This is a genomic window from Streptomyces sp. NPDC005202 (genome assembly GCF_040608235.1).
Taxonomy (GTDB): Bacteria; Actinomycetota; Actinomycetes; order Streptomycetales; family Streptomycetaceae; genus Streptomyces.
In genome coordinates this window covers 38,561-64,546 of record NZ_JBEXHW010000012.1, presented here as the reverse complement: position 1 = coordinate 64,546, position 25,986 = coordinate 38,561, and the positions used below count along the sequence as shown (strand labels likewise).

Genomic DNA, 25,986 nt, shown 5'->3' with positions numbered 1-25,986 from the left:
CATTCGTGCAGGTGGTGTGTGTGCCGCGGCCCGCGAGGGTACCCGGTGCCGCACCGAAGACGAATGTCGAAGACCCCACCGAGGAGGAGGCCCGCATGACAAGCGGTACCGAGACCGGTGACGTCACTGGTACGCGGGACAAGGACTACGACCTGATCTGGTTCGTCGAGGCGTGCCTGAGCAACGCGCTGCGGCTGGAGCAGTACATCCAGGACGCGGAGCGCGACAAGGACAACGAGGTCGTGGACCTGTTCCGCAAGGCCCAGGCGGACAGCCGCAAGGGCGCCGAACTGGGCAAGCAACTGTTGCGTTCGCGGCTGGACGGCGGCTGACGGCACCTGCACCGGGCCGGCCCGGGCCCCGCGACGGGAGCTGTCGGGCCGGCCCGGTCCGCGCGCACGCGCACACCGCGGGCGTACGGCGCCGGGGTCAGCCGATGTGGTAGCTGTCCCCGTACACCTTCCAGTCCAGCGGCGGGTTCAGGTCGAGGTTGCCCTTGCGCAGGAAGACCCGCTGCTCGGTGTCGACCCTGGTGGTGTCGCTGTGGGCCTCCTCCTGCTTCATCGCCCACACCCGCGCGTCGAGGAACGCGTTCAGGTACGTCACCTCGTCGCCGCCCTGCGCCGGCGGCTTCGCGGTGCGCAGGGCCCGCTTGCGGATGTTGCGGAAGCTGGTCGGGTCGTCGCCGTCGCCGTGCATGACGATCGCGTCGTAGTACGTGAACTGGCCGAGCGCCCGCAGCCCGTCCGCCTTGCCCTGCTGTACGGCCGGGTTGAAGTAGACGCGGTCGCGCTCGTCGTTCTGCGCCTGCTGGAACGCCGTGTCCTGGGCCGCCTTGCGCCAGTCCTCGGGGAAGTTCGGGTCGAGGCCGTCGTGCGTATCGGTGCCGTTGACCCGGCGCAGCGCCGGCAGGTACTTGGCCAGCACGTTGCCGGGCTTGCGGTCGGTGTAGAGCTGGACGAGGTCGAGCATGTCGCCGGTGCCGGAGCAGAAGCCGATGATGCCGGCGGTGTAGCCGCGGCGGTCGCCGATGTCCTCGATGTACTTGTACTGGGCCTTCCAGTCGAGCGAGGAGTTCTCCGCGCTCGACACCAGCTGCATGGCGATCTCCTTCTTCGCCGGGTCGTCGAGGCCCGGCGCGGCCGCCGGTGCCGCCGCGACATGCGGGGCGTTCACGAGGGGGACCGAGGCCAGCGAGGCGCCGATCAGGGCGAGGACCGTGCGGCGGGAGGCGCCGGCCGGGGCTGTCGTGTCGCGGTTGGGATGCACCACGGGGACTCCAAGTGACGGTGGGGGGGAGAGTTGGTCCGTACGTGTACTGATAGGAAGGTTTCCTATCAGACGTGAAGCAGGCGGTCACCCTTCGAACGGCACATTCGTAGAAACGAACGAGAAGAAGCTCAGGGCAGGGGCTGCTCGGCCCAGATGACCTTCCCGGTGGGCATGTAGCGGGTGCCCCAGCGCTCGGCGAGCTGCGCGACGAGGAACAGGCCGCGCCCGCCCTCGTCCGTGGTGGCCGCGTACCGCAGGTGGGGCGAGGTGTCGCTGCTGTCGAAGACCTCGCAGATCAGGGCGCGGTCGCGCAGCATCCGGACCCGGATGGGCTCGCTGCCGTAGCGGATCGCGTTGGTGACCAGCTCGCTGAGGATGAGTTCCGTGGTGAACGTCAGCTCGTCCAGGCCCCACTGAGCCAGCCGCCGGGTCACCGAGGCGCGCACGTCCGCGACGGCCGCCGGGTCCGCCGGAACCTGCCACTCGGCGACCCGCTCGGCGCCCAGCGCCCGGGTGCGGGCGACGATCAGGGCGATGTCGTCGCTCGGCCGGGCCGGCAGCCGGACGTCGACAACGGCCCGGCACGTCTCCTCGGGCGACTCGCCGGCCTCCTCCAGGGCCGTGCGCAACTCCGCCAGCCCGGTGTCGATGTCCCGCTCCCGGTCCTCGACCAGCCCGTCCGTGTACAGCACCAGCCGGCTGCCCTCGTCCAGCACGAGATCGGACGTCTCGAACGGCAGACCTCCCAGGCCCAGCGGGGGACCGGCGGCCACGTCGGGAAAGGCGACGCTGCCGTCGGGCCGGATCACGGCCGGCGGCGGATGCCCGGCGCGGGCGACGAGGCAGTGCCGGGAGACCGGATCGTAGATCGCGTACAGACAGGTCGCGCCGGCGACGGGAGCGCTGCCGCCGTTGTCCGTCTCGTGCTGGTCGATGCGACCGACCATTTCGTCCAGCAATCCGAGCAGTTCGTCGGGCGGGAGGTCCAGGGCGGAGAAGTTGTGGACGGCCGTGCGCAGCCGCCCCATGGTGGCTGCGGCGTGCAGCCCGTGGCCGACGACGTCGCCCACGACGAGCGCGACGCGCGCGCCGGACAACGGCAGCACGTCGAACCAGTCCCCGCCCACACCCGCCTGCGCGGGCAGGTAGCGGTAGGCGATGTCCAGGGCGCTCTGCTCGGGCAGACTGCGCGGCAGCAGACTGCGCTGCAGCGTCACGGCCATGCTGTGCTCGCGCGTGTAGCGGCGCGCGTTGTCGATGGACACCGCGGCCCGGGCGACCAGCTCCTCGGCGAGGGCCAGCTCCTCGGCGTCGAAGGGCTCGGCCTTCTCCGAGCGCCAGAAGTTGACCACGCCCAGCAGCAGGGCTCCCGCCCGCACCGGCACGGTGATCAGCGAATGGATGCCGTACTCCACCACCTGCTCGGTCCGTTCGAGGTCCTGTGCGAGCCAGCCCGGGGCGGCCTCGAGGCGGGGTTCGAGGACGGGCCGGCCGGTCCTCAGGCTGTGCGCCTGCGGGGACGAGGCGACGAAGCGGATCTGCTCGCCCACCGGGTACAGGGGAGCGTCCTTGCGGATGCCGCTGGACGCCGCACGGCGCAGAGCGGAGCCGGGTTCCGGGTCCTCGCCGCTCAGGACGGGGTCGTACAGGTCCACGGTGGTGAAGTCCGCGAACCGGGGAACGGACACCTCCGCCAGCTCCTCGGCGGTCCGCGTCACGTCCAGGGTCGTTCCGACGCCCACACCGGCGTCGTAGAGCAGGGTGAGGTGCTCCCGCGCCACCTCGGCGCGGCCGGACAGGGCGCGCAGCTCCGTCGAGTCGCGCAGCGTGGCGACACTGCCCGACGGGCCGCCCTTGAGATCCGTGGGCCGCTGGTTGATCGCGAGCAGCCGGTCGCCGACCAGGTGCACTTCGTCGGTGGCAATCCGCCCGGAGGCCAGCAGGCCGGCGGTGTCGGGGTCGAGGCCGAGGTCGAGCACGTGCCGCCGTTCGGCGTCCTCGGGCAGGTCGAGCAGGCGGTGCGCCTCGTCATTGGCGAGCAGCAGATCGCCCTCGTCGCTGACGATGATCACGCCTTCCCGGACGGAGTGCAGGACGGCGTCGTGGTGTTCGTACATGCGGGTCATCTCGCGCGGGCCCAGCCCGTGCGTCTGGCGCAGCAGCCGGCCGCTCACCAGTGCCGTTCCCGCCGTGGCCAGGGCGAGCCCCGCGGCGGCGGCGACCAGCACGAGCGGCAGCTGCCGGTTCGCCACGCCGCCCACGTTCTTGGTGGTGATGCCGGCCGACACCAGGCCCACCACCGTGCCGTCCGGTGCCTTGACCGGAACCACGGCCTGCACCAGACGTCCGATGGTCCCGTTGATCTCCTCGACGACGGTGTCCCCGGCCAGCGCGGGCTCGGTGGTGCCGACGAACTTCTTGCCGATGCGGTCCGGCTTGGGGTGGGTGTAGCGAATGCCGTCGGTGTTCATCACGACGATGAAGTCGACGTGGGCCGCCTTGCGGGCGGCCTCGGCCCGCGGCTGCAGGAGGGCCGTCGGATTCGGGGCGCTCAGCGCCGCGCGGGTGCCCGGACCGTTGGCGAACGTCTGGGCGACGGCGAGTGACCGGCTACGGGCCTCCTGGGTGCTGTCGTGCTGCACCTGGAGCACCAGGGCCACCACCGCTGCCACGACCAGCAGCAGCACGATGACGACCTGCAGCACGAACACCTGCCCGGCGACGCTGCGGCCGCCCAGCGCGGACCGCAGCCCCGGGGACCGCCACCAGGACGACCGGCTCCCGTCCGTCCGCTCGCGCGCTTCCCGGGCAGGGCCGGGCGCGCGCTGAGCGCGTTGATCGCTGGGACGACGGGCCGACCGAGTGCCGGTTCGACCCAGGAGCCGGACCATGTGCCATGTCTACACTGCCCGGCTGCGCGAGGCGAGGTCCCTCACACCGTCTGCGACGGGACGGGTTTCGGTGTCGTGCGCGCCGCCGGGGGAGATCTCACTGCTGCACTCCGGGCAGGGGGCGCCGCATGGTGAGCAGGAGCGGGACGCCGACGCCGAGGTTCTGGCGGACCGACCGGCGTCGGCGAGAACGCGGCGCGCAGCGAATGCCTGACCGGCCGTCGCCGGGCGTCGCAGGTCGCCCACGCGCCGGGCACCGCTCGCGCCCGCGGTCGGCCGGTCGTCCCGCGGGCGGCCCTCAGGCCTGTCTGGGCGCGTCCGCGCGGATGGTCTGGGCGATGTCACGCAGTTTGATGTTGTGGTTCTGGGAGAGGCGGCGCAGCACGGCGAATGCGTCCTCCTCACTGAGACGGTGGCGTTCCCGCAGGATGCCCATGGCCTCACCGATGGCGTGACGGGTCTCCAGGGCGTGTTCGAGCTGGTCGACGGTCCGGGCGCTGGCCAGCGCGACGGCGGCGTGCGAGGCGAGCAGCCAGCCTCCCGTCTCGCTGTCCCGGGTGAAGGCGCCGGGGCGGTGGGAGTAGAAGTCCAGCGCGCCGAAGTCCTGGTCATGGGTGTACAGCAGGAAGCCCATCATGCTGCCGATGCCCAGGTCCCGGGCGGCGGGCGCGAAACGCGGCCAGCCCTGCTGCGGCTTCGTCATGTCGGCGATGCGGAAAATCCGCTCGCCGTCGGTGCGGCAGGCCGCGTCGAAGCAGGGCCCCTCGCGGAGCTCCCCCTGCAGCCGGTCGGACTCCTCGACCCAGTCCCCGTGCGCGGCGAGGGTCACGGTGCGGCCCTTGCTCAAGGTCAGGACGCCCGCGGCCTCGCACCCCTCGACCAGTTCGACCGACGCCGAGACGATCTCTTCGAGCGTCGCCTGAAGGGAGTCCTGGGCCAGCAGACGCCGGGCGAGACGGGCCATCTGTTCGGCGAACTCGCGCCAGTCCATCCGCACCCGCCTTCTCCCGGCTGCGCCCACCGGTGAAGGGTGACACGTCGCCCGCGGACTACTCTTCGCTCTCGCAGCCTACCTCGCGCCCGCTTCCCTGTTCGTTGCCGACGATCATGGTTGTGGCGCCGCACATGCGGATGCCCCGGCTGCGGGAGCCGGGGCATCGGGATGGTTCAGGACCGTCCGGGTGTCCTGGGATCAGGAGCCCCACGTGCCCTGGTTGACCGCGCAGTTCCAGCCGCTGCCGTGCAGGGTGAACTTCAGCTTGTAGCTCCGGGTGTTGAGCAGGTGCGTCCGGACCTTGAAACCGAGGCTCGCCTTCCCCTTGAAGGTCTTGGTGTAGACCGAGACGGTCTGCGACGTCTTGTGGCTGATCTTGCCGCCCTTCGCCGTCGCCGAGCCGAAGCGGATGTTCTTGACGTTGGTGACCGTGAAGGTGACCTTCTTGAAGCTCTTCGTGGTCTTGCTCTTGATGCCGAAGTACAGGCCGCCGTTGGTCACCCAGCCGTTGTGGTCCACGTAGAACCGGGACGGGTAGACGATGTTGATCGGGCAGCCGGAGCTCTGCGGCGCGGCGGCCGCCGCGGAGGCAGCCCCGGCGAGGCCCAGCTGAGCGGCGGTGACGACCCCGGCCGCGGCCAGGGCCGCAACGGTCGTGCGCGTGCGGTTCACTGCGGTGATACCTCTCCCCCTATGGCCCTCACGGGCGCTATGGCACACAGGACGCCCCCGCATGCCTGTGACGAGGTAATTCTTAGCACGCGCAGGGATGGGGGAGGAGAACCGAACGGGCTGAAGCGTCACTTGGTGACAGAATCGGGACATCGGCGAGGCAACCCACGGGACTTGGCGGCCGTGCGCACGCAACCCGGCACCGCTCCACCCCGGTTCATGGAGCCACCACCTGTTTCCCAAGGCGAGGCAACATCCCGGCAACGCCCCGATGGCGCCGGTCACGGCTTGGCCAACCCCTTGCCGCACGTCGGCCACATGTTCACCGGCAGCCCCTGACAGCCCCTGCCGAGGCGGGCAGAGAGTGATCGGTGGCCCGTTCCTCACCCGGAGCAGCCGGCACGCCTGAGAGCCAGAGGGCCGCGGCGCCGTCCAGCGCGCCCGCATCGAACCCAGGAGTCCACGGCCTGTCAACTCGGCTGTGAATGCGCCTTCTTGAGCGGAAGGGCTACCTTCTTCCCTTCCATCTCGACACCCACACACGACTGCTCCTTGAGTTCCCGCTGCTGCTGTTCCCGCAGGTTCCGCAGCTCCCGCCGCAGGATCTTCCCGGAGGCGGCGCGGGGCACCGCGTCGATGAAGGTGACCATCCGGACCCGCTTGTAGGGGGCGACGCGCTCGGCGACGTACATCATGACCTCTCCTTCGGAGAGGTCATGCGCGGTCGGCTGGCGCGCCAGCGCGCAGGCCATCCCGTCCACGAGCCACGCCTGGTCGGTGCAGCACGAGGCGTGGAACGGCGGCAGGAGGGACCGATGGCTGCCGGCGCACCGCAAGGCCGACGGCGTCAACGGCCCTTAGGTGACGGGCTATTACACGCACGAGGACATACCGTTCCAGTTCGCGCTCGCCGAGACCTTCACCATCTGCGACCGCTACTTCTGTTCGGTCTTCGGCCCGACACGCGCAGCCCAGCTCCGGCCTGTACGAGCGGGGCGTACGACCCCAGCCGGAGGGCACCTTCGAGGACGACGCGCGCAATGACCGCCTTCCGGCCGCGTCCTGGATCATGCCGACCAGCTACGTCGGAGCACCCGGACCACCTGCCGGGGCGGGCGCCCTGTGGGAGCGTCCCGCGGTAGCGATACGGTGCGCCCATGTACGCCACGAGAGTCTCCCGGCGTGTGAAGGCGCCCGCGGCCCAGGTCTACCGGGCGCTCGTCGACCCGGACGCGGTGGCGAGATGGCGCGTCCCCGACGGCATGACCGGCCACGTGCACGCGTTCGATCCCCGAGAGGAAGGCGCCTTCCGGGTGTCCCTCACCTACGACGAGCCGGGCGGCACCGGCAAGTCGGGCGCGCGCACCGACACCTACCGAGGCCACTTCGCGCGGCTCGTGCCCGACGAACTGGTCGTCGAGGTGATCGAGTTCGAGACCGACGACCCCGCCCTGCGCGGCACCATGACGATGACGACGTCCCTCACCGAGGTGAACGGCGCGACCGACGTCCTTGTCGTGCACGAGGGCATTCCCGACGTCGTGCCCCGCGAGGACAACGAACTGGGCACGCGCATGGCCCTGGACAAACTGGCTCGGCTGGTCGAGGCGAACGAGTAGCCGGCACACGTCAGGGGGAGAGAGCGGGGGGTCACGGACAGGCGGCCCGGGCCGCCGCGACCGCCTGCTCGGCGTAGCCGCGGCCGAACAGCACCGCGTGCACCAGCAGCGGGAAGAGCTGGTGCAGCCCGATGCGGTCCGCCCAGCCGTCGGCGAGCGGAGCCGCCTCCTGGTATCCGTCGAGCACCCGGTCCAGGTGCGGGCAGCCGAACAGGTGGAGCATCGCCAGGTCGGTCTCCCGGTGTCCGCCGTGCGCGGCCGGGTCGATCAGCCAGGCCTGACCGTCGGCGCCCCACAGCACGTTGCCGTTCCACAGGTCGCCGTGCAGCCGTGCGGGCGGTTCGGCGGGGCCCGCCAGCTCGGGCAGCCGCTCCAGGACGCGTTCGACCACGGCCGCCTCGGCGGAGCGCAGGGTGCCGTCGTCGACCGCGCGGCGCAGGTAGGGCAGCACCCGGTGCTCGGCGTACCAGCGCGGCCAGTCGCTGCCGGGGGCGTTGCGCATCGGAGCGAGCCCGATGTACGCCTCCTCGGGGCCGCCGGGCGGCGGGGCGCCGAACGCGGGCGCGCCGGCGGCGTGCAGGGCGGCGAGGTCGCGGCCGAACCGGACCGCCGCCTGCGGACTCGGCCGGCCCGACGGGATCCGGTCGGTCACCAGCCACCGCCCGTCCTCGCCGTGGACCGCAGGGACCCGCACCGCGCCCGCGTCGGCGAGCCAGCGCAGTCCCGCGGCCTCGGCCCGCACCGCGCCGGGAGTGTCGCCGCGCTTGACGACCACCACCTGCCCGCCGTCGAGGGTGACCTCGGCGAGCGATCCGGACAGCGGGCGCTCACCCATCACCGGACGCCCGGTCAGCCGGGCCGCCGCGGCGCCCGGGCCCTTGCCGCGGCCGGTCACCGGACGGGCGGTCATGACGCGAGACGCTCGCGCACCCAGGCGAGCAGACCGGGCACCGCGGCTTCGATCATGGCCAGCACCTCGTCGAACCCCTCCGGGCCGCCGTAGTACGGATCGGGTACGTCCAGATCGCCCGTCGCGTCCGGATCGAAGGACCGCAGCAACCGCACCCGGGACGGGTCGTCGACGAGGCGGCGCAGTGCCTTCTCGTGACCGCGGTCCATGGCCAGGAACAGATCGGCGTCCAGATGCTCGGCACCGACCTGCGCGGCGAGGTGCTCGACCGGGTAGCCGTGCCGGGCCAGCACCTCTCCGGCCCGCTCGTCGATGGGCTCCCCGACGTGCCACGGGCCGATGCCGGCGCTGCTGACCCGCACCGCCCGGTCCAGCCCCGCCCGGCGCAGGTGCTCGGCGAAGACCAGCGCGGCGGACGGCGACCGGCAGATGTTCCCGCTGCAGACGAAACAGATGTGCACGGCCCCAGGGTACGAGTGCCGTCCGGACACCGCCCGCGCCGGGCGCCGGGGCGACCTCGGTCGGCCGGACGACGTCCTTTGACCACCTCGGGTGGCCCGGCCGGGACCCGGACCTGCTCCTGGCGACGAATGCCGGCCACGGTCGGCGTCACGATGTGACGGGCGCCGGTGTGGGGTGCGCCGGGGTGGGGGCTGGTGTGGCGGGTGCCCGTCGCCGGGGGTGGGGGCGGGTGTTGGGTGTGCCGTAGCCGGAGCGGGGGCCGGCGCGGGCCGAGTCCGACGTGCGAGCCCGCCCGAGGTTGCGGGTTGCCGGACGAATCTGCGCGACCTTGTGAGTGAGGCGGGTCACTCTGGGTCTCTGCCTTCACGCGGAGAGACAGCACCCGCCGGGCGAAGACGCGCGGCGCGAATTCGGTTGCCACGGGGTCGGCGGCTTGGGAGAAGATGCCCAAATCGGACGCGGTGAGTACGGCCGTCGCGGGCGAACCGCGGCTGATGGACCCCACCGTGCGGGCGTCACGGTCGATGGCCCGGGAGCTGCTGGACCCGGAGTTCGTCGAGGTCGGTGCCTCGGGGCGGCGATGGACCTATGACCAGATGCTTGCCGCGTTGCCGGAGATGGCGGGCAGTTCTGAGGACCGTCCCTGCTACGAGCCCTTGGACATCACCGGCGTCCTGCTGGCGCCCGGGCTGGTGCACCTCACCTACGGGACCACGATCAACGGCCGGCGGACACGCCGCAGTTCGCTCTGGCGCAGACGCAGCGAGGGGGCGGGCTGGCAGATGTACTACCAGCAGGCCACGCCCGTCCCGCCGGAGATGGAATAAGGCGGCAGAGCCGGACACGCCTCCCGAACCAAGGCCGTCAGTCGGTGAGTAGGACTCGGGCTGCTCCGCCGCGGCGGCCGTGAGCTTGGCGTCGAGCGGTGCGGGGAGCCGGGCGACGAGATGACCTCTCCCCGGACGCGCCGGCGGTGATCGGTCCACGCGCGTGCAGAGTGGCGGTCAGCCGGACCTCTCCCCGGACGCTCCGGACGCGCCGGCGGTGATCGGTTCACGCGCGTGCAGGTGGTAGAGGTGGAAAGCTCGCCCGATGACTGGTTGTGCGACGTTACGCACCCTCACGCCGCCGCTGGTCATGCCGTTCTCCGTGCCGGCGTGCGCGTGCCCGTGGACGGCGAGGTCGGCGCCGGCCGTGTCGATCGCCTCGGCGAGCAGGTAGCTGCCGAGGAACGGATAGATCTCCAGGGGTTCGCCCGCGAGTGTCTCGGGCACGGGGGAGTAGTGGGTGAGGGCGACCCGCACGTCGCAGCCCTGCTCCTCCAGCTGTTCCAGGGACGTACGCAGCGCGTCGGCGCAGCGGCGTGTGTACCGGACGAACTCTTTCATCAGCGGCTCGCCGAACTCGTCGGCGCTGCGGCCGACGAATCCGCCGCCGAACCCCTTGGTGCCGGCGACGCCGATGCGCTCGTCGCCACAGGCCACGACGGTTCCGCGCCCCTCCAGTACCTGTGCGCCGACGTCCTCGAGGATGGCGGTGACCTCCTCCGGCCTCTCGTGGTGGTGGTCGTGGTTGCCGAGGACCGCCACGACCGGAACCGCCAGGTCCTGGATCTCCCGTGCCACCACCCGGGCCTCTTCCGGCGTGCCGTGCCGGGTGAGGTCCCCGGCCAGCAGCAGGACGTCGGCGCACTCGGGCAGCGTCTCGAATGCGGGACGGAGCACACCCTGGCTCTCGGTGCCCATGTGGATGTCTCCGACGGCTGCGATCCGGATCATGCAAGGTCCTCCGCGTGATCGGGAGAGGAGGTGTCGCTGACCACGACGTCGCAGTGCACGGGGTGCCCGGCCAGTTCCTCGTTGACGATGCGGCAGATCTCGTCGCGGCAATGCGCGGAAGGAACCGTGCCGGTCAGCAGCACCGCCTCGCCGCGCACCTCCAGCCGTACGCCCAGCTCTCCCAGGGGTCCGCCGGCGATGCGGTCCCTGAGATGGGCGACGCGGTACTCCAGGTTCTGGGCCGGGGGAGCGGCCGGTGCGTGCTCTCCGCCGTGGTGGGTCATGGCTGCTCCTCTTGCGGGGCGATGACGTTCAGGCGTTCGAGAAGGAAGAAGAAGGCGGCGGGCATGGGCTCGTCCCCGCAGGCGTGTCGGACGCGGTCCCAGTCGACCTTCTCGCGCAGCGCGCGTGCGATGGGCAGGACGGCGCCGAAGTCGCAGTGGTGTTCGGAGAAGGCGGCGATCAGGCTCCACAGCAGGTCGGTGGGCGCCAGTACGGGCATGTGCACCGAGTCGACCGAGAGCTCCTCGGCCCGGTTGAGCATCGCCGGGGAGACGGGCTGGTGGGCCAGCTCGAAGATGATGTCGATGTCCTGGTCGAAGCACTTGGCCTTGAGCAGCCAGTCCTCCGGCGGCGTGTAGACCGTCAGGCCGCCTTCGCGAAGGGTGTCCGCCACCGCCTCGGCGTCCTCGGGCCGCACGCAGAAATCGGCGTCGTGCTGCAGGTTCTCGCTGCCGCCGTGGGCATAGACGGCGACGCTTCCGGCCAGTGCGAACGCGTGCCCCTTCTTCTTGAGGAAGGCGCCCACCTGCTTGGCGGCCTCCAGAATCGCCTGGTTGCGATCACGGGGCAGCGTCTGCCCCTTCGGCTGCGGTTCGTGCGGCGACGGTTGCTCGGCCCCGCCCGGCGCCAGACGAAGGTCGGGGAGTCCCGCTCGCCGGGCGGGCGCCGCGTCACCTTCGTTGCGTGCCATGACCACTCCGTTCACCGAACCGAACAGTCGGCTGCCTGTCGGGGCCTGGATGGCCTCGCATGCTCCCGTCGGGTACCCGACGCCCCCGCTTCGACACGGCACGGGACTGTGCGGCTGCCGTGATCGCTCGAGGGGCGGCGTGGCATGCCGTACTCGTGAGTCGGGGGCGGTTTTGCGGCTGTCGGTCCGGCGTTGCGGTGCACGAGATGACCCGCTCCCGGACCGGCCGGCCAGCCGGTTGCGGCCGACCTCGCTCGTGGCCCGGGCATGTGAGGGTCAGGCGGTGCGCAGGGTCTTCTTGGCGAGTTCGTAGGCGGGGAGCATCTGATCGTGTTCCTCGGTGTCCAGCCCGCCGAGGTGCAGGACGACCGGTCCCTGGGGAGTGGTGACGGCGAGGGCGCGTTCCTTCTTGGACTCGTCCAGGATCTTGCTCGTGCAGAGGTACTCGACCTCGACGCCGGTGAGGCTCCCTGTCCTGAACGTGCGGTACTTCTCCTGTCGCGTGGAGCCCTCGGCCGCCACGAAGGCCTTCAGCACCGTGCGCGAGTCGTCGCCGCTCCGGTCGCCGGTCCAGACGCGCAGGAAGCCGATGTGCCCGGCGGGTTTGGCGTCGATCTCGCAGGCTGCGGTGAGGAGCGCGTCCGCGACCTCTTCGGGCATTCCGGAGCCGTCGTCGGCGGCGGTGCCCTCGGCCGTACCGGAGTCGACGGCCTTCGCCTTCCAGTCCTCGGCGACGTCGAAGGTGACCGGGAGCTCACAGGCTGAATCGGAGGACCCGATGGTCCCGCCGCTCCTGGCGGCCTGGCCGGCCGCACCCGCTGCCGCCGTCGCCGACGCGCTCGTGCCCGCCGTCGCGCCTTCCTGCTGTGTCTGCGAGCAGCCCGTCAGCACCCCGCCCAGCACCACCACGGGGACCAGGCCCCGCCACACCGTCCCCGCCCCGACCCGCACGGCGTCTCTCCCCTCGCTGCAGGCGGATCACTGTAACCGAGGCTGGTTCTGCATGCCTTGAGTGCCCGGGTGTGGGTACGCGCAGGGGCGGTTGGAGCGGCCGGGCACGAGGGGAGGGGACGAGGTGACGACTGCGCCCCCGGCGCTGCGGAGCCCGGTGGGGCGGTACGACGGCTCCGCACGGGCCGTACCGGCTCGCCAGTTCACTCCCTCGTTGCGCCCTCACCATCGGGGCCTGGAAGGGCACCGAGGCCGCCCTCGAGGCCGCCGGCGTCCCCACCCGACGCGCCCGGCGTGATCCTCGGTGACACCGGGACCGCCACCCTGGAGCAGCTCACCGAGCTCCTGGGAGCCCATCGTGTCTGGGAACGCTTCACCGCCACTGCCTGACCGGCACCCACCGGCCACCTCGACACGCACTGTCACTCCGAGCCGCCTCTGCTCGATGTGGCCGAAGCCACGTCCCGGAGGCGGCTTGGGCCGTGTCGCTCGCCCCGGGGCGCGAGCTACCGTTTCACGAGCCCTTTTGTCCGTGTTCCAGTTTGTCCGTGTTCCAGCTCGAACGGCCCGGTAGTGCTCGAAGATCTCTCGCCGCTCATCGCTGCGACCGCCCAATGGCTGACCAGTGCGTACCCGTCGTCCGGTGGCGCGCTGGCCTCCGTCCTGTGTGAGGTGCAGGCGCGCCAGGCGGTGACGGTCGCGGCCTGGCTGCGATATCCGACGCCGATGGACGCCGCGCTGGTCGGGATGGCCGGCCCCGGGGGCTCCGCCCGCCTGGACTGGATCAGCGGCGCCGACGGCGTCGAGGGCGACGACCCGGACGCGTACGCATGGCGCACCTGGGTGGACGAGGTCGTGGCGAGCTGGGCCGCCTGCCTGCTCACCGACCCCGAACTGGTTGGCCTGGCGGTGGCCGCGGTCGCCGACAGCGCCCACACGGCGGGTACGCCGATCGAGTTCCGGCGCCTGGTCGAGCCCGACGAACGCGACCGGCGGGCGGCGGCGCTGCTGCGCCACCCCGACCTTCTCGCGCCGGTGGCCGCCCTGCACCGCGCCGAGCTGCTGGACCGCCTCAGTCCGGAGCAGCCGCTCGCCGCCTGAGACATGAAACGGCCGTTCCGCCCTGGGTTCGCGACCTCCGGCACGCGGTCCGACCCTCGGCTCGCGGCCTCCGGCTCGCGGTCCGACCCCCGGCTGGCGACCCCCGGCTCGCGGCCTCCGGCTCGCGGTCCGATCCCCGGCTCGCGGCCTCCGGCTCGCGGTCCGATCCCCGGCTCGCGACCTCCGGCTCGCGGTCCGATCCCCGGCTCGCGACCTCCGGCTCGCGGTCCGATCCCCGGCTCGCGGCCTCCGGCTCGCGGTCCGATCCCCGGCTCGCGACGTCCGGCGTTGCGGCCTGACCTTCGGCTTGCGACCTTCGGCTTGCGACTTCCGGCTCGCGGTCCGATCCCCGGCTCGCGGCCTCCGGCTCGCGGTCCGATCCCCGGCTCGCGGCCTCCGGCTCGCGGTCCGACCCTCGGCTCGCGGCCTCCGGCGTTGCGGCCTGACCTTCGGCTTGCGACCTTCGGCTTGCGACTTCCGGCTCGCGGCCCGATCCCCGGCTCGCGGCCTCCGGCTCGCGGTCCGATCCCCGGCTCGCGACCTCCGGCTCGCGGTCCGATCCCCGGCTCGCGGCCTCCGGCTCGCGGTCCGATCCCCGGCTCGCGGCCTCCGGCTCGCGACGTCCGGCGTTGCGGCCTGACCTTCGGCTTGCGACCTTCGGCTTGCGACTTCCGGCTCGCGGTCCGATCCCCGGCTCGCGGCCTCCGGCTCGCGGTCCGACCCCCGGCTCGCGACCCCCCGGGCTCGCGGCCTGCGCCGCGCGGGTACCAGGGCCGCCCCAGCGGTCACTACCAAGTAGCTCACCGGCGCCCCAGCGTCTCGCCCAACGCCTCCTGCGCGGCGTTCAGCGCCGCAGCGCGGTCGTCCGGGACCAGGCCGATGCGGGTGCGCCGGTCGAGGAGGTCGGCCTCGTCGAGCGCACCCTCGTGGCGTACGGCCCACACGAGTTCGGCGTGAGTGACGGGATGGCCCTCCAGGACGGGTTCGCGCAGGCGTGGATCGTGTGCGCCCAGGGCGTGGACGGCCGGCGCCTCGGTGCCGTAGCGCCGGATCAGGCGGCGCGGTGCCTCCAGGGCGGCGAGGACGTGCGGTGCTGCCGCGCCGACGAGGGGGACGGAGGCGGTGGGGGAGGGGCCCGCGGCGAGGCGGTGGGTGGCGACGGCGGCGTCGACGGCGTCCTCGGCCATGCGCCGGTAGGTGGTGAGCTTGCCGCCGACCACGGTGATCACGCCGTCCGGCGAGGTGAGCACCGCGTGCCTGCGGGAGATGTCGGCGGTACGGGGCGCCGCGCCGGAACCGGCCGTCGGCGTGGTGTCCAGCAGCGGACGCAGGCCCGCGAAGGCGCCCACCACGTCGTTGCGGTGGACCGGGACGTCCAGGGCGGAGCCGAGGACGTCCAGCAGGAAGCCGATGTCGGTCTCGGGCACCTCGGGGACGTCCGGGATGCCACCCTCGACGGGTTCGTCGGTGAGACCGACGTAGACCCGGCCGTCGCCCTGCGGCAGGACGAGAACGAAGCGGTTGGTCTCCCCGGGGACCGGGATGTGCAGGCCGGCGGGCAGGGGACCGAGGTGGTCCGACCGCAGGACGAGGTGGGTGCCGCGGGAGGGCCGTACCCGGATGCCGTCCACCAGGCCGCCCGCCCACACGCCGGAGGCGTTGATCACGGCGCGGGCCCGGATCTCGCCCTCTTCGCCGGTGAGTTCGTCGCGTATCCGGGCCCCGGACCGGGTGAGTTCCAGCGCCCGCACCCGGGTCAGGATCCGGGCGCCGTGTGCCGCGGCCGTGCGGGCGATCGCGGTGACCAGGCGGGCGTCGTCGGTGAGGCGGCCGTCCCAGGACAACAGGCCGCCGCGCAGGCCGGTGCCGCGCAGGGCGGGGGCGAGGTGGCGGGTTTCCACCGCGGACAGCCTGCGCGGCGCCGGCAGGGTGGCGCGGGCGGTGCGCGCCGACAGGCGCAGGGCGTCGCCCGCGCGGAAGCCCGCCCGGGCCAGGGCGGCCTGGCCGCGGGAGACCAGAGGATTCAGGGGCAGCACGAATGGCTGGGCGCCGACCAGGTGGGGAGCGGTGCGCTCCATCAGCACACCGCGCTCCACCGCGCTCTCGTGGGCGACATCCAGCTGGGCGGAGGCGAGGTAACGCAGTCCGCCGTGGATGAGCTTGGAGCTCCAGCGGGAGGTGCCGAAGGCCAGGTCGTGGGCGTCGACGGCGGCGACGGTCAGTCCGCGGGCCGCGGCGTCCAGGGCGACTCCGGCGCCGGTCGCGCCCAGGCCGACGACCAGGACGTCCACGGGCGGACCGCCGACGGTGCGGGCCAGTTCAGCTGAGCGGCGGGCGGCGGTCAGGGACGATCCCGGAGCCGGGTGCGCCGACGTGGCGGGGCTGCTGCCGGAGGTCATGGCGTCAGGGTCCTCTCCAGGATCGTCCGCAGTTCTGCGAGGAAGGCCTCGGTGGTCAGGTCGGGGTCGTCCTCGTCGGTCATCGTGCGCAGCGACAGGGTGAAGGACTGGACGATCAGGAGCAGGGAGCGGGCCTGTCGTTGGGGGTGGCCGGGGCGCACCGATCCGTCGGCGTGGCCTTCGCGCAGGGCGTCGGCGAGCAGGCCGAGGAGGGCCTCCTGGCTGGCCCCGCGCCGGTCCAGCACGTAGGGGAGGAGCAGCTCGGGGTCGACGTCCACGATCTTGCGGAAGAGCGGATGGGCGCGGAACGCCTCCACGCCGGCCACGAGCCCGTCGACGATCAGTGTGCGCGCGTCCGTCTCCGGGCGGCGCTCGGGCATCGACCCGGTGGCCACCGCGACCCACTCCCGGGTCATCAGGTCGCCGACCAGGGACCGCACGTCGGGCCAGCGCCGGTAGAGCGTCATCCGGGAGACGCCCGCGCGGCGGGCCACGTCGGTCAGGGTGGTGCGGCGGACACCCACGGCCAGGACGCAGTCGCGCACGGCGTCGAGTACGGGATCGCTGTCCGAGGTGTTGTGACGAATAGGCGTCATGTGTCACAGTGTAACGCCCCGTGGGGCTGTGCAGGAGAATCCCTGCGGAACGCCGCAGGAGCGGAACGGCGCAGGACACGGCGGCACCCTTCGACACGACCGGTGAGGAACAACCCCCATGGACATGCTGTGGAGCGGCTGGGGCGACCCGGCCAAGGCCACACCGCTGCCCGACACGGTGATCGGCCTGCTGCGCGATCTGCTCGGGGTCAAGCCCCGCGGCACCGAACCGGTCGCCCTGGACCAGATCCCCGTTCCGGAGTCGCCACTGGACCCTGCCGCCCGCCGGGCCCTGCTCGACGCCGTCGGCGACGAGGCGCACGTGCGCACCGACCCGGAGAGCCGGATCCGCCACACCCGCGGCAAGTCGACCCCCGACCTGCTGCGGATCCGCGGCGGCGACGTCGCCGACATCCCGGCGGCCGTGGTCCTGCCCGCGAGCCACGACGACGTACTCGCCGTCCTGAGGGTCTGCACCGAGCACGACCTGGCCCTCGTCCCCTTCGGCGGCGGCACCTCCGTCGTCGGCGGCCTCGCCCCCGAGCGGCGGCGCCCCTTCGTCGCGCTGGACCTGCGCCGCATGGACGGCCTGCTCGCCCTCGACCCCGTCTCCCGCACCGCCACCCTGCAGCCCGGGCTGCGCGCCCCGCAGGCCGAAGCGCTGCTCGCCGAGCACGGCTTCACCCTCGGCCACTTCCCCCAGTCCTACGAGTGGGCCACCATCGGGGGATTCGCCGCCGCCCGCTCCAGCGGACAGGCGTCCGCCGGCTACGGCCGGTTCGACGAGATGGTGCTCGGCCTCACCCTCGCCACGCCCGAGGGCACCTTCGACGTCGGCCGCGCCCCGCGCTCGGCGGCCGGACCCGACCTGCGCCAGCTCGTCCTCGGCTCCGAAGGGGCGTTCGGCGTCATCACCTCGGTGACCGTGCGCCTGCGCCCGGTCCCGCAGACCCGCGTCTACGAAGGCTGGCGCTTCGCCTCCTTCGACGAGGGCGCGGCCGCACTGCGCCGCCTCGCCCAGGACGGGCCACGGCCGACCGTGCTGCGCCTGTCCGACGAGACGGAGACGCTCATCGGCCTCGCCCAGCCCGACGCCATCGGCTCCGCGGGCGCGCAGCAGGCCGCCGGATGCCTGGCGATCGCCGGCTACGAGGGCACCGCGGAGGACACCACGTACCGCAGGGAGCGGGCGGCGGCCGTCCTGCGCGAGGGCGGCGGCACGTACGTCGGTGAGGAACCGGGAGAACGCTGGGCCCACGGCCGCTACTCGGCGCCGTACCTGCGCGACTCCCTCCTGGACGCCGGCGCGTTCGCCGAGACCCTGGAGACCGCCGCCTTCTGGTCCCGCATCCCCGAGCTGTACGCCTCCGTCCGCGAGGCGCTCACCGCCACGCTCACCGACGCCGGCACCCCGCCGCTGGTGATGTGCCACATCTCGCACGTCTACGAGAACGGCGCCTCGCTGTACTTCACCGTGGTCTCGGCCCAGGGCGAGGACCCCGTGGCGCACTGGGTGCCCGCCAAGCGTGCCGCCAACGAGGCGATCATCGCCGCGGGCGGCACGATCAGCCACCACCACGGTGTGGGCACCGACCACCGCGACTGGTACGTCCGGGAGGCCGGAGAGCTCGGCATCGAGGCCCTGCGGGCCGTGAAACGCCGACTGGACCCCGCGGGACTGCTCAACCCCGGCGTCCTCCTGCCCCTCGACTGACACTCCGCCACACCACCCGCCCACGACCCCGCTTTCCGCCCCGGAGGCTCACCGATGCGACAGTTCACCGCCATCGTCAATCCCACCGCGGGCGGATCCAGCGGGGCCGCGGCGCTGCTGCAGGTGGCCGGACTCCTCCGCGAGGCGGGGGCCGAGCTGGAGACCGAGTACAGCCGCAGCCTGGCCCATGCGCAGGACCTCGCCCGGCAGGCCGGAGAGCGGCAACGCGTTGTTCTCGCCGTCGGCGGCGACGGCATCGCCGGCGGCATCGGCGGGGCCCTCAGCGGCACCGGCACCCTCTTCGGCCTCGTCCCGGCCGGCCGCGGCAACGACTTCGCCCGCGCACTCGGACTGCCCGCCGACCCGTCCGCGCTGGCGCGGATCCTGCTCCACAACACCCCGCGCCTCGTCGACACCATCGAGGTGGAGTCGGCAGTCCACCGCCGCACCGTCGTCCTCGGCAGCGTGTACGCGGGCGTCGACGCGCTCGCCAACCGGCACGCCAACCACGCCAAGCTGCTGCGCGGCGCCGCCTCCTACTACGCCGGCGGACTGCGGGCCGTCGCCACATGGCGTCCGGCCACCTACCGCGTCACCGTCGACGGCGAGGAACACACGTACCGCGGCTACACCGTGGTGGCCGCCAACTCGGCCTATTACGGCTCCGGCCGCATGATCGCCCCCGGCGCCCGCCTCGACGACGGACTGCTCGACGTGGTGGTGATCCGTGAGGCGCCGCGCCGGCTCTTCTTCACCCTGATGAACGAGCTCAAGTCGGGCGCGCACATCGACCGGCCCGAAGTGCGGATCCTGCGGGGCAGGGAGATCCACATCGCGGCCGACCGCGACGTGCCCTACGGCGCCGACGGCGAGGTCGAAGCCGTCCTCCCCGTCACGGCCCGAGTACTCCCCGGCGCGCTCGCCGTGCTGTGCTGACCGCCGTGCCGCCACTGCGCCGGACGCACGGAGCCAACTCGCCGGGGCGGTGCTTCCGGAGGCTCGACCAGTCCGTGGCCGACGAACCCCACGCCCCGTTCGGCGGCGTCAAGGCCTCCGGGTACGGGCGGTTCGGCGGGTGGTGGGGCATCGAGGCGTTCTCCAGCACCCGTTGGGTGACCATCGCGACCCAGCAGGCGCACTACCCGTTCTGATCAACGGGGTGCGAGTCGGACTCAGGCGCAGGTCCAGGCCGACATCCCCTGGAGGGCGGCCAGCCGCCTGGCCACGGCGATCTGTTCGCCGCGGGTGGCCAGGTCCGGCCGTGGGGCGTACTTCAGGCCACCGGCTGCAACCCAGCTGGACTGGCGGAACTGCAGCCCGCCGTAGTACCCGTTGCCGGTGTTCGCCCTCCAGTTGCCGCTGGACTCACATGCGGCGATGGCATCCCAGTTGGGACGGACACCGCCGGACGGGAGCGCTGTTGCCGCCGGTCCGGCGGACAGCGCCGTGGCGGTCGTGAGCAGGAGCAGTGCCGTCCGGACTCCGCGGCGACGACCGTGACGGCTGGTGGCCATGCCGGTGTTCTGCTGCAAGATCATGTTCATACAGTTACATCGCATGAACAGGAAGTAGGGGAGTGACGCGCCGGATCCCGGGACCGTCCGAGGCGTGGGCGGGGGCCGTCGGCGTCGAGAGCGGGGTGAGGGTCGCGCATGACGTTCAAGAGTCCCGTTCACCGCGGCGGCCCCAGACGCGGCCGGTTCGAGCAGTTCGCCGAGTATGCCTCATGCTTCACCAGCTCCCCGGTCTTCTTCCTGGTCTGCCTGCTCCTGGTCGGCCCCTTCGCCGCCGCCTACATGGCCCACCTGCGCATCGAACTGCTGCTGCTGGCGGGCGAGTCCATGACCGCTGTCGCTGCTGCTGCTCGCGCTGTTGAAGAACGCCGAGATGCGCGCCGAGCACGCGATACAGCGCAAGCTCGACGCGATCTCCCGAGCTCTGCTGGAGATGAACAAGGACGACAGCAGCAGCGCCTTCGAGAACCTGAAGAATTCGATCCGGATGGAGGAAGAGACCTGACGGAGGCGGGCGAAACGCCGTCGCGGTCCTTCCCGGCCCCCACCGAACCGGCGAACATGCCGCGTCATGGACATTCTGCTCGTCGCCAGCGCTTTCAACAGCCTTTCCCAGCGCGTCCACGCCGAACTGTCGGACCACGGGCACCGGGTGGACGTCGTGCTCGCCCCGCACGGCGCCGAGGCGATCCGTACCGCCGCACGCGAGAGGCGCCCGGAGCTGATCATCGCGCCGATGCTGAAGACGGCGCTGCCCGAGGACGTGTGGCGGGAGCACACCTGTCTCATCGTGCACCCGGGGCCGCCCGGCGACCGCGGCCCGTCGTCCCTGGACTGGGCGATCGCCGAGGAAGCAGCGTACTGGGGCGTGACAGTGCTACAGGCCGAGGCGGCCATGGACGCGGGCGACGTCTGGGCGGCGGTGCCGTTCGAGGCGGCCCCGGTGGGCAAGAGCGACCTGTACCGCAACGAGGTCTCCGACGCCGCCGTGGCCGCCGTGCTCGTGGCCGTGCAGCGGTACGCCGACGGCTCCTTCAAACCGCAGCCGCAGAGCGGTCCCTCGATCCGCGTCGTGTGGCGCGACGTCCTGCGCCAGGAGCAGCGGCGCATCGACTGGGAGAGGGACAGCACCGAGACGGTGCTGCGCCAGCTCCGCGGGGCCGACTCGCAGCCGGGGGTACTGGACGAACTCCTCGGCCGGGAGGTGTTCCTGCACGGCGGCCACCCCGAGGACCAGCTGCGCGGACGCCCCGGCGAGCTGCTCGCCACGCGGGCGGGAGCGGTGTGCCGGGCCACCCGGGACGGCGCCGTGTGGATCCCGGAACTCCGGCCGCGGAAGAGCTCCGGCGACCCGGCGCCCTTCAAACGCCCGGCCGCCTCGGTCCTCGCCCCGCTGTCCCTCCCGGAGGCGCCCCTACCGCTCGAACTGCCCGCCCAAAGGCGCACCTGGTCCGACATCCGCTACCGGCAGCGCGGCGACGTCGGCTTCGTGATGTTCTCCTTCCCCGGCGGGGCGATGAGTACCGACCAGTGCCGCAGGCTGCTCGCCGCCTACCGCTATGCGCTCACCCGCCCCACCTCGGTGCTGGTGCTCGGCGGAGCCCGGGACTTCTTCTCCAACGGCATCCACCTGAACGTCATCGAGGCGGCCCCCGATGCGGCCGCGGAGTCGTGGACCAACCTCAACGCCATGAACGACCTGGTGGAGGCGGTGCTGCGCACCACCGACCGGCTGGTGGTCGCCGCGCTCGGCGGAAACGCGGCGGCCGGCGGCGTCATGCTCGCGCTCGCCACGGACGAGGTGTGGTGCCGCACGGGCGCCGTCCTCAACCCGCACTACCGGAGGATGGGCCTGTACGGCTCGGAGTTCTGGACGTACAGCCTGCCGCGCCGGGTCGGCGCCCGGACGGCCGAGCGGCTGACGACCGAGGCCCTGCCGGTGAGCGCCGCCGGCGCGGCCGCCCTCGGACTGGTGGACCGTCTGGTGCCCGTCCCGGCACGGGAGTTCACCGCCGAGGTCGACCGCATGGCGGCCGCGCTCACCGAAGCTCCGGACCTCGGGCGGCGCATCGCGGCCAAGGCGGCGGCGCGCGAGCGGGACGAGGCGGTACGGCCCCTCGCGGAGTACCGCCGCGCCGAACTCGTCCGCATGCACGAGATCTTCTTCGACCCCCGGGCCCCCTACCACGCGCTGCGCTCGGCGTTCGTCCGCAAGGTGCCGAGCGGCTCCGCCCGTCCCCTGGCCCCGGCCGACGCGCCGCTCACCGGGGGCACCCGGTGACCCCTCCGCCTCCCACGCGTCTGCTGGTCGCGGGCGTCGGCAACATCTTCCTCGCCGACGACGCCTTCGGCCCCGAAGTGATCCGGGCCCTCGACTCCCGCCCCCTGCCGGCCGGGGTACGGGTGAGGGACTTCGGCATCCGCGGCCTGGACCTCGCCTACACGCTGCTGGACGGATACGACACCGCCGTCCTGGTCGACGCCGCACCGCGCGGCCACCAACCCGGCACCCTGTCCCTGATCGAGCCGGAACTCCCTGACGGCACGGCCGCTGCGGCCCCGCCGGAAGCCCACGGCATGGACCCGGCCAAGGTGCTCGCCCTGGCCGCGCACCTGGGCGACGGGCCGCTGCCGCGCGTCCTCGTGCTCGCCTGCGAGCCCCAGGTGCGGCCGCGGGGCGACGAGGACGTCGTCGCCGGGCTCAGCGCGCCCGTGCGGGAGGCCGTGGACCGGGCCGTGGAGGCGCTGCACACCATGGTGCCGGTCCTGCTCTCCGACCCCGCGGCCACACCGCCGTTGGGCCACCCGAAGGAATCCGCACAGCCGCACACGGCTCGTCTCCCGTACCTCGCGGCCGACGGACCCGAGGATCCGTAGAGGGCGGACATCCGTTCGCCCCGAGCCGACTACGAGGAGCAGCCCATGTGCCGGTCCGTCGACGTGCAGCAGGCCGTCCTGGCGAAGAACGACGACCTGGCCGCGACCCTGCGCAGCGACCTGGCCCGGCAGGGCGTGACCGTGGTCAACCTGCTGTCCAGTCCCGGCAGCGGCAAGACCGAACTCCTCGGACGGGTCCTGGCCCGCGCGGTCGAGCGGGGCGTCCCGGTGGCCGCGCTGACCGCGGACCTGGCGACCGAGAACGACGCCCGCCGGCTGGCCCGTTCGGGGGCGCCGGTGCAGCAGCTGCTGACCGACGGACTGTGCCATCTGGAGGCCCGGCAGCTGCGCGGCCGGCTGGAGGGCTGGCTGCCGGCCGGCACCGCGGTGCTGTTCGTGGAGAACGTCGGCAACCTCGTCTGCCCGGCGTCGTACGACCTCGGCGAGACCCTGCGCATCGTGCTCATGGCGGTGACCGAGGGCGAGGACAAGCCGCTGAAGTACCCCACCGCGTTCGGCTCCGCCCACCTGGTCGCGGTGACCAAGACCGACCTGGCCGAGGCCGCCGGCTTCGACGAGGCCGCCTTCCGGGACCATGTGCACCGGGTCAACCCCGGGGTGGAGATCGTACGGTCCTGCGCCCGCACCGGCGACGGCGTCGACACCGTCCTGGAACGGGCGCTCGCCGCCCGGAGCGGGGCTCCGCCGCACCGGCCTCCCCTCGCGCCGCACCCCCACGGCCACGTCCACGGGCCCGCGGACGGGGACGCCGGGAGCGGCCACGCCGAGCACCCGCAGTCGGCCGCCACCCGCGCCTCATGACCGCACCCACCGCCGGTGTCGTACGCCGCCGGCTCACCGTGCACGGCACGGTGCAGGGGGTGGGCTTCCGGCCGTACGTGCACCGGCTGGCCGCCGACCTCGCGCTCGCCGGGTTCGTGAGCAACACCGCGAGTGGCGTGCTGATCGAGGTGGAGGGCCCGCCGGACGGCGTCGCACGGTTCTGCGACCGGCTGGCCGAACAGCCGCCGCCGCTGGCCGCCGTGACCGGCATCGGACTCGAGGACGTCCCTGCCACCGGTGCCACCGACCCGTTCACCATCCGGCCCTCCGAGCAGACCACGGGGCGCACGCAGCTCCCGCCCGACACCGCGACCTGCGCCGACTGCCTGCGGGAGTTGGCCGATCCGGCCGACCGCCGCCATCGGCATCCGTTCATCACCTGCACCCACTGCGGTCCCCGCTTCACCATCGCCACGGCCATGCCGTACGACCGGGTGGCCACCACCATGGCCGGCTTCCCGATGTGCCCCGCCTGCGCCCGGGAGTACGGCGACCCCGCCGACCGGCGCTTCCACGCCCAGCCCGTGGCCTGCCCCGACTGCGGCCCCCGGCTGCGCCTGGTGCCCGCGGACGGCAGCGGCGTACGCCCGGCCCGGGACGCGGACGCCCTGGCGGCGGCCCGGGCGCTGCTGGCCGCCGGACGGATCGTCGCCGTCAAAGGCATCGGCGGCTACCACCTGGCCTGCGACGCCACCGACGCACGGGCGGTCGCCGCGCTGCGCACCCGCAAGGCGCGGGGCGGCAAGGCGTTCGCCGTGATGTGCGCGGACCTCGCCACCGTGGAGCGGATCGCTGTCCTCACCGACGGCGAACGGACCGCGCTCACCAGTCCCCGGCGGCCCGTCGTGCTGCTGCGACGGCGCGCGCGGGAGGGCGGCCTCCGGCTGGCCCACGAGGTGTGCCCGGGCAGTCCGCACGTCGGCGTGATGCTGCCCTACACCCCGGTGCACACCCTGCTGTTCGGGCTGCCCGGTGACCCCCCGGGCCCCCGCGTGCTGGTCATGACCAGCGGCAACCGCTCCGGGGAGCCCATCGTCACGGACGACGAGGAGGCGCTGACCCGGCTGGCCGGGCTGGCCGACGCCTGGCTCGCCCACGACCGTGCCATCGCCTCGCCGTGCGACGACTCGCTGCTGCGGGTGCGCCCCGACGGCACCGAGCAGGTGCTGCGGCGCTCCCGCGGTTACGTACCCCGCCCGCTGCGCCTCCCGCTCGCGGTGCGTCCCGCGCTCGCGGTGGGCGGCGACCTGAAGAACGCCCCGTGCGTCGGCGACGGCGACCACGCCTGGTTCGGACCGCACATCGGCGACATGGGCGACCTGGCCACGCTGGAGGCAGCCCGGCGCGCGGAGCGGCAGCTTCTGCGGCTGACCGGGGTCGACCCCGTACTCGTCGCCGCCGACCGGCACCCGGGCTACCACTCGGCCGGGTGGGCGCGCCGGCGCGCCGCCCGGCTGCCCGCTCCGCGGCCCGTGTTCGTCCAGCACCACCACGCGCACATCGCCTCGGCGATGGCCGAGCACGGCCTCGACGGCACCGTGCCCGTGATCGGCGTCGCGTTCGACGGCACCGGGTACGGCGACGACGGCACCGTCTGGGGCGGCGAGGTGCTGCTCGCCGACTACGCCGGCCACCGGCGCTTCGCCCACCTGACCCCGGCCCCGCTGCCCGGCGGGGACGCGGGAGTTGCCAACCCCTGCCGTCTGGCGCTGGCCCGGCTGTGGGCCGCCGGCCTGCCGTGGGACTCGGACCTGCCCAGCGTCGCAGCCTGCGCACGCGAGGAACTGCCGGTTCTCGAGCGGCAGTTGACGCGCCAGGTGGCGTGCGTGCCGACCTCCAGCATGGGACGGCTCTTCGACGCCGTGTCCTCCCTCGTGGGCGTGTGCCACCGCGCGGGATACGAGGCGCAGGCCGCGCTGGAACTGGAGGCCGCGGCCGCGGCGGCGTGGGATGCGGAGACGGCGGCGTACACCTTCGGCATGACCGTCGGGGCCACCGGCCCGGGCCCCCTGGGGTGCGACCCGGCACCGGTGCTGCGGGCGCTCGTCGCCGATCGGCGCCGCGGCACCCCGGCGCCCCTACTCGCGGCCCGGTTCCACCGGGGTGTCGCGCGGGCCGTCGTGGAGATCTGCCGACGGGCGCGCCGGGCCACCGGCCTGACCACCGTGGTCCTCAGCGGGGGTGTCTTCGCCAATGGCCTGCTGGAGGAGGAGTGCACGGCGCTGCTGGCCGCGGACGGCTTTACGGTGCTGCGCCACGGCGAAGTCCCGCCGAACGACGGCGGGCTGGCGCTCGGGCAGCTCGTGGTCGCCGCCCACGAGCGACTGGACGGGCGGCGCCTCGGGGCCGCCCGGTGAGCCGGCGGGGCCGACCGGTGAGTCGGCGGGGCCGACCGGTGAACTGCCCGGCCGCAGACAGCA

General features: G+C 73.1%; 25 protein-coding genes and 2 pseudogenes. 13 read left to right on the top strand and 14 right to left on the bottom strand.

Features of this window, described 5'->3' with window-relative positions:
• Positions 1-95 precede the first annotated feature (95 nt).
• Positions 96-332 carry a hypothetical protein gene (locus tag ABZV31_RS19445; RefSeq protein WP_355895179.1) on the top strand — a complete coding sequence of 79 codons (237 nt, stop codon included), beginning with the start codon at positions 96-98 and terminating at the stop codon, positions 330-332.
• A gap of 97 nt (positions 333-429) precedes the next feature.
• On the opposite strand, the gene ABZV31_RS19440 is transcribed toward ABZV31_RS19445, so the two are convergent.
• The 5 genes from ABZV31_RS19440 to ABZV31_RS19420 all read right to left on the bottom strand — a co-directional run bounded on the left by ABZV31_RS19440 (position 430) and on the right by ABZV31_RS19420 (position 6,524).
• A complete protein-coding gene (locus ABZV31_RS19440; protein ID WP_355895177.1) occupies positions 430-1,272 on the bottom strand; it encodes a chitosanase in 843 nt (280 codons plus the stop codon).
• Between the two features lie 128 nt (positions 1,273-1,400).
• Positions 1,401-4,163, bottom strand: a complete 2,763-nt coding sequence (locus ABZV31_RS19435; protein ID WP_355895175.1) for a SpoIIE family protein phosphatase — start codon at positions 4,161-4,163, stop codon at positions 1,401-1,403.
• Between the two features lie 298 nt (positions 4,164-4,461).
• Entirely contained in the window at positions 4,462-5,154 is a 693-nt protein-coding gene (locus tag ABZV31_RS19430; RefSeq protein ID WP_355895172.1) for a GAF and ANTAR domain-containing protein, read from the bottom strand.
• Between the two features lie 201 nt (positions 5,155-5,355).
• Positions 5,356-5,829, bottom strand: coding sequence for a hypothetical protein (locus ABZV31_RS19425; RefSeq protein WP_355895170.1), 474 nt, complete (start codon positions 5,827-5,829; stop codon positions 5,356-5,358).
• A gap of 470 nt (positions 5,830-6,299) precedes the next feature.
• Positions 6,300-6,524 (bottom strand): hypothetical protein, encoded by a 225-nt coding sequence (locus ABZV31_RS19420; RefSeq protein ID WP_355895169.1) that lies wholly within the window; start codon positions 6,522-6,524, stop codon positions 6,300-6,302.
• Positions 6,525-6,564: 40 nt separating this feature from the next.
• On the opposite strand from ABZV31_RS19420, the pseudogene ABZV31_RS19415 reads away from it, so the two are divergent.
• Positions 6,565-6,938 (top strand): annotated as a pseudogene (locus ABZV31_RS19415) (alkaline phosphatase family protein); the annotation flags it as partial.
• A gap of 48 nt (positions 6,939-6,986) precedes the next feature.
• Entirely contained in the window at positions 6,987-7,448 is a 462-nt protein-coding gene (locus ABZV31_RS19410) for an SRPBCC family protein (RefSeq protein ID WP_355895166.1), read from the top strand.
• 31 nt (positions 7,449-7,479) lie between these two features.
• On the opposite strand, the gene ABZV31_RS19405 is transcribed toward ABZV31_RS19410, so the two are convergent.
• On the bottom strand, positions 7,480-8,358 hold the full coding sequence (locus tag ABZV31_RS19405; protein WP_355895164.1) for a fructosamine kinase family protein: 879 nt from the start codon (positions 8,356-8,358) through the stop codon (positions 7,480-7,482).
• Complete coding sequence (locus ABZV31_RS19400; protein WP_355895162.1) at positions 8,355-8,819, bottom strand: low molecular weight protein-tyrosine-phosphatase; 465 nt, start codon at positions 8,817-8,819, stop codon at positions 8,355-8,357. Before ABZV31_RS19400 ends, ABZV31_RS19405 begins: the two co-directional genes overlap by 4 nt.
• Positions 8,820-9,263: 444 nt before the next feature.
• On the opposite strand from ABZV31_RS19400, the gene ABZV31_RS19395 reads away from it, so the two are divergent.
• Positions 9,264-9,647, top strand: a complete 384-nt coding sequence (locus ABZV31_RS19395; RefSeq protein WP_355895160.1) for a DUF4440 domain-containing protein — start codon at positions 9,264-9,266, stop codon at positions 9,645-9,647.
• 177 nt (positions 9,648-9,824) lie between these two features.
• Here the strand turns inward: ABZV31_RS19395 and ABZV31_RS19390 are convergent, their stop codons facing one another.
• From ABZV31_RS19390 to ABZV31_RS19375, 4 genes are all read right to left on the bottom strand, one after another.
• The gene (locus tag ABZV31_RS19390) at positions 9,825-10,598 is read right to left on the bottom strand and encodes a metallophosphoesterase (protein ID WP_355895157.1); all 774 of its coding nucleotides are present in this window, start codon (positions 10,596-10,598) and stop codon (positions 9,825-9,827) included.
• On the bottom strand, positions 10,595-10,882 hold the full coding sequence (locus ABZV31_RS19385) for a hypothetical protein (RefSeq protein ID WP_355895155.1): 288 nt from the start codon (positions 10,880-10,882) through the stop codon (positions 10,595-10,597). The genes ABZV31_RS19390 and ABZV31_RS19385 overlap by 4 nt, the downstream gene beginning before the upstream one ends.
• The gene (locus tag ABZV31_RS19380) at positions 10,879-11,571 is read right to left on the bottom strand and encodes a hypothetical protein (RefSeq protein WP_355895152.1); all 693 of its coding nucleotides are present in this window, start codon (positions 11,569-11,571) and stop codon (positions 10,879-10,881) included. Before ABZV31_RS19380 ends, ABZV31_RS19385 begins: the two co-directional genes overlap by 4 nt.
• A 276-nt stretch (positions 11,572-11,847) precedes the next feature.
• Positions 11,848-12,522 carry a lipoprotein gene (locus ABZV31_RS19375; protein WP_355895150.1) on the bottom strand — a complete coding sequence of 225 codons (675 nt, stop codon included), beginning with the start codon at positions 12,520-12,522 and terminating at the stop codon, positions 11,848-11,850.
• 573 nt (positions 12,523-13,095) lie between these two features.
• Here ABZV31_RS19375 and ABZV31_RS19370 point away from each other — a divergent pair.
• Entirely contained in the window at positions 13,096-13,623 is a 528-nt protein-coding gene (locus tag ABZV31_RS19370; RefSeq protein WP_355895147.1) for a hypothetical protein, read from the top strand.
• An 800-nt stretch (positions 13,624-14,423) separates the two neighbouring features.
• Here the strand turns inward: ABZV31_RS19370 and ABZV31_RS19365 are convergent.
• Both ABZV31_RS19365 and ABZV31_RS19360 read right to left on the bottom strand, forming a co-directional pair.
• The gene (locus ABZV31_RS19365; protein WP_355895144.1) at positions 14,424-16,022 is read right to left on the bottom strand and encodes a glycerol-3-phosphate dehydrogenase/oxidase; all 1,599 of its coding nucleotides are present in this window, start codon (positions 16,020-16,022) and stop codon (positions 14,424-14,426) included.
• Positions 16,019-16,618 (bottom strand): TetR/AcrR family transcriptional regulator, encoded by a 600-nt coding sequence (locus tag ABZV31_RS19360; RefSeq protein WP_355895142.1) that lies wholly within the window; start codon positions 16,616-16,618, stop codon positions 16,019-16,021. Before ABZV31_RS19360 ends, ABZV31_RS19365 begins: the two co-directional genes overlap by 4 nt.
• 118 nt (positions 16,619-16,736) lie before the next feature.
• Here ABZV31_RS19360 and ABZV31_RS19355 point away from each other — a divergent pair, with 118 nt between their 5' ends.
• The 3 genes and pseudogenes from ABZV31_RS19355 to ABZV31_RS19345 form a co-directional block, all read left to right on the top strand.
• Positions 16,737-18,332 carry an FAD-binding oxidoreductase gene (locus ABZV31_RS19355; protein WP_355895139.1) on the top strand — a complete coding sequence of 532 codons (1,596 nt, stop codon included), beginning with the start codon at positions 16,737-16,739 and terminating at the stop codon, positions 18,330-18,332.
• Positions 18,333-18,386: 54 nt separating this feature from the next.
• Entirely contained in the window at positions 18,387-19,268 is an 882-nt protein-coding gene (locus tag ABZV31_RS19350) for a YegS/Rv2252/BmrU family lipid kinase (RefSeq protein ID WP_355895136.1), read from the top strand.
• A gap of 65 nt (positions 19,269-19,333) precedes the next feature.
• Positions 19,334-19,483 (top strand): annotated as a pseudogene (locus ABZV31_RS19345) (aldehyde dehydrogenase family protein); the annotation flags it as partial.
• A gap of 21 nt (positions 19,484-19,504) precedes the next feature.
• On the opposite strand, the gene ABZV31_RS19340 reads toward ABZV31_RS19345, so the two are convergent.
• Entirely contained in the window at positions 19,505-19,870 is a 366-nt protein-coding gene (locus ABZV31_RS19340; protein WP_355895133.1) for a transglycosylase family protein, read from the bottom strand.
• Positions 19,871-20,204: 334 nt separating this feature from the next.
• Between ABZV31_RS19340 and ABZV31_RS19335 the strand changes: the two genes are divergently transcribed.
• The 5 genes from ABZV31_RS19335 (at position 20,205) to hypF (ending at position 25,923) form a co-directional block, all read left to right on the top strand.
• On the top strand, positions 20,205-20,351 hold the full coding sequence (locus ABZV31_RS19335; RefSeq protein ID WP_355895130.1) for a hypothetical protein: 147 nt from the start codon (positions 20,205-20,207) through the stop codon (positions 20,349-20,351).
• Positions 20,352-20,417: 66 nt separating this feature from the next.
• Positions 20,418-22,127 carry an enoyl-CoA hydratase-related protein gene (locus ABZV31_RS19330; protein ID WP_355895128.1) on the top strand — a complete coding sequence of 570 codons (1,710 nt, stop codon included), beginning with the start codon at positions 20,418-20,420 and terminating at the stop codon, positions 22,125-22,127.
• A complete protein-coding gene (locus tag ABZV31_RS19325) occupies positions 22,124-22,723 on the top strand; it encodes a hydrogenase maturation protease (protein WP_355895125.1) in 600 nt (199 codons plus the stop codon). The genes ABZV31_RS19330 and ABZV31_RS19325 overlap by 4 nt, the downstream gene beginning before the upstream one ends.
• Before the next feature lie 45 nt (positions 22,724-22,768).
• A complete protein-coding gene (gene hypB, locus ABZV31_RS19320) occupies positions 22,769-23,545 on the top strand; it encodes a hydrogenase nickel incorporation protein HypB (protein WP_355895122.1) in 777 nt (258 codons plus the stop codon).
• The gene (gene hypF / locus ABZV31_RS19315) at positions 23,542-25,923 is read left to right on the top strand and encodes a carbamoyltransferase HypF (protein ID WP_355895119.1); all 2,382 of its coding nucleotides are present in this window, start codon (positions 23,542-23,544) and stop codon (positions 25,921-25,923) included. Before hypB ends, hypF begins: the two co-directional genes overlap by 4 nt.
• Positions 25,924-25,986 lie beyond the last annotated feature (63 nt).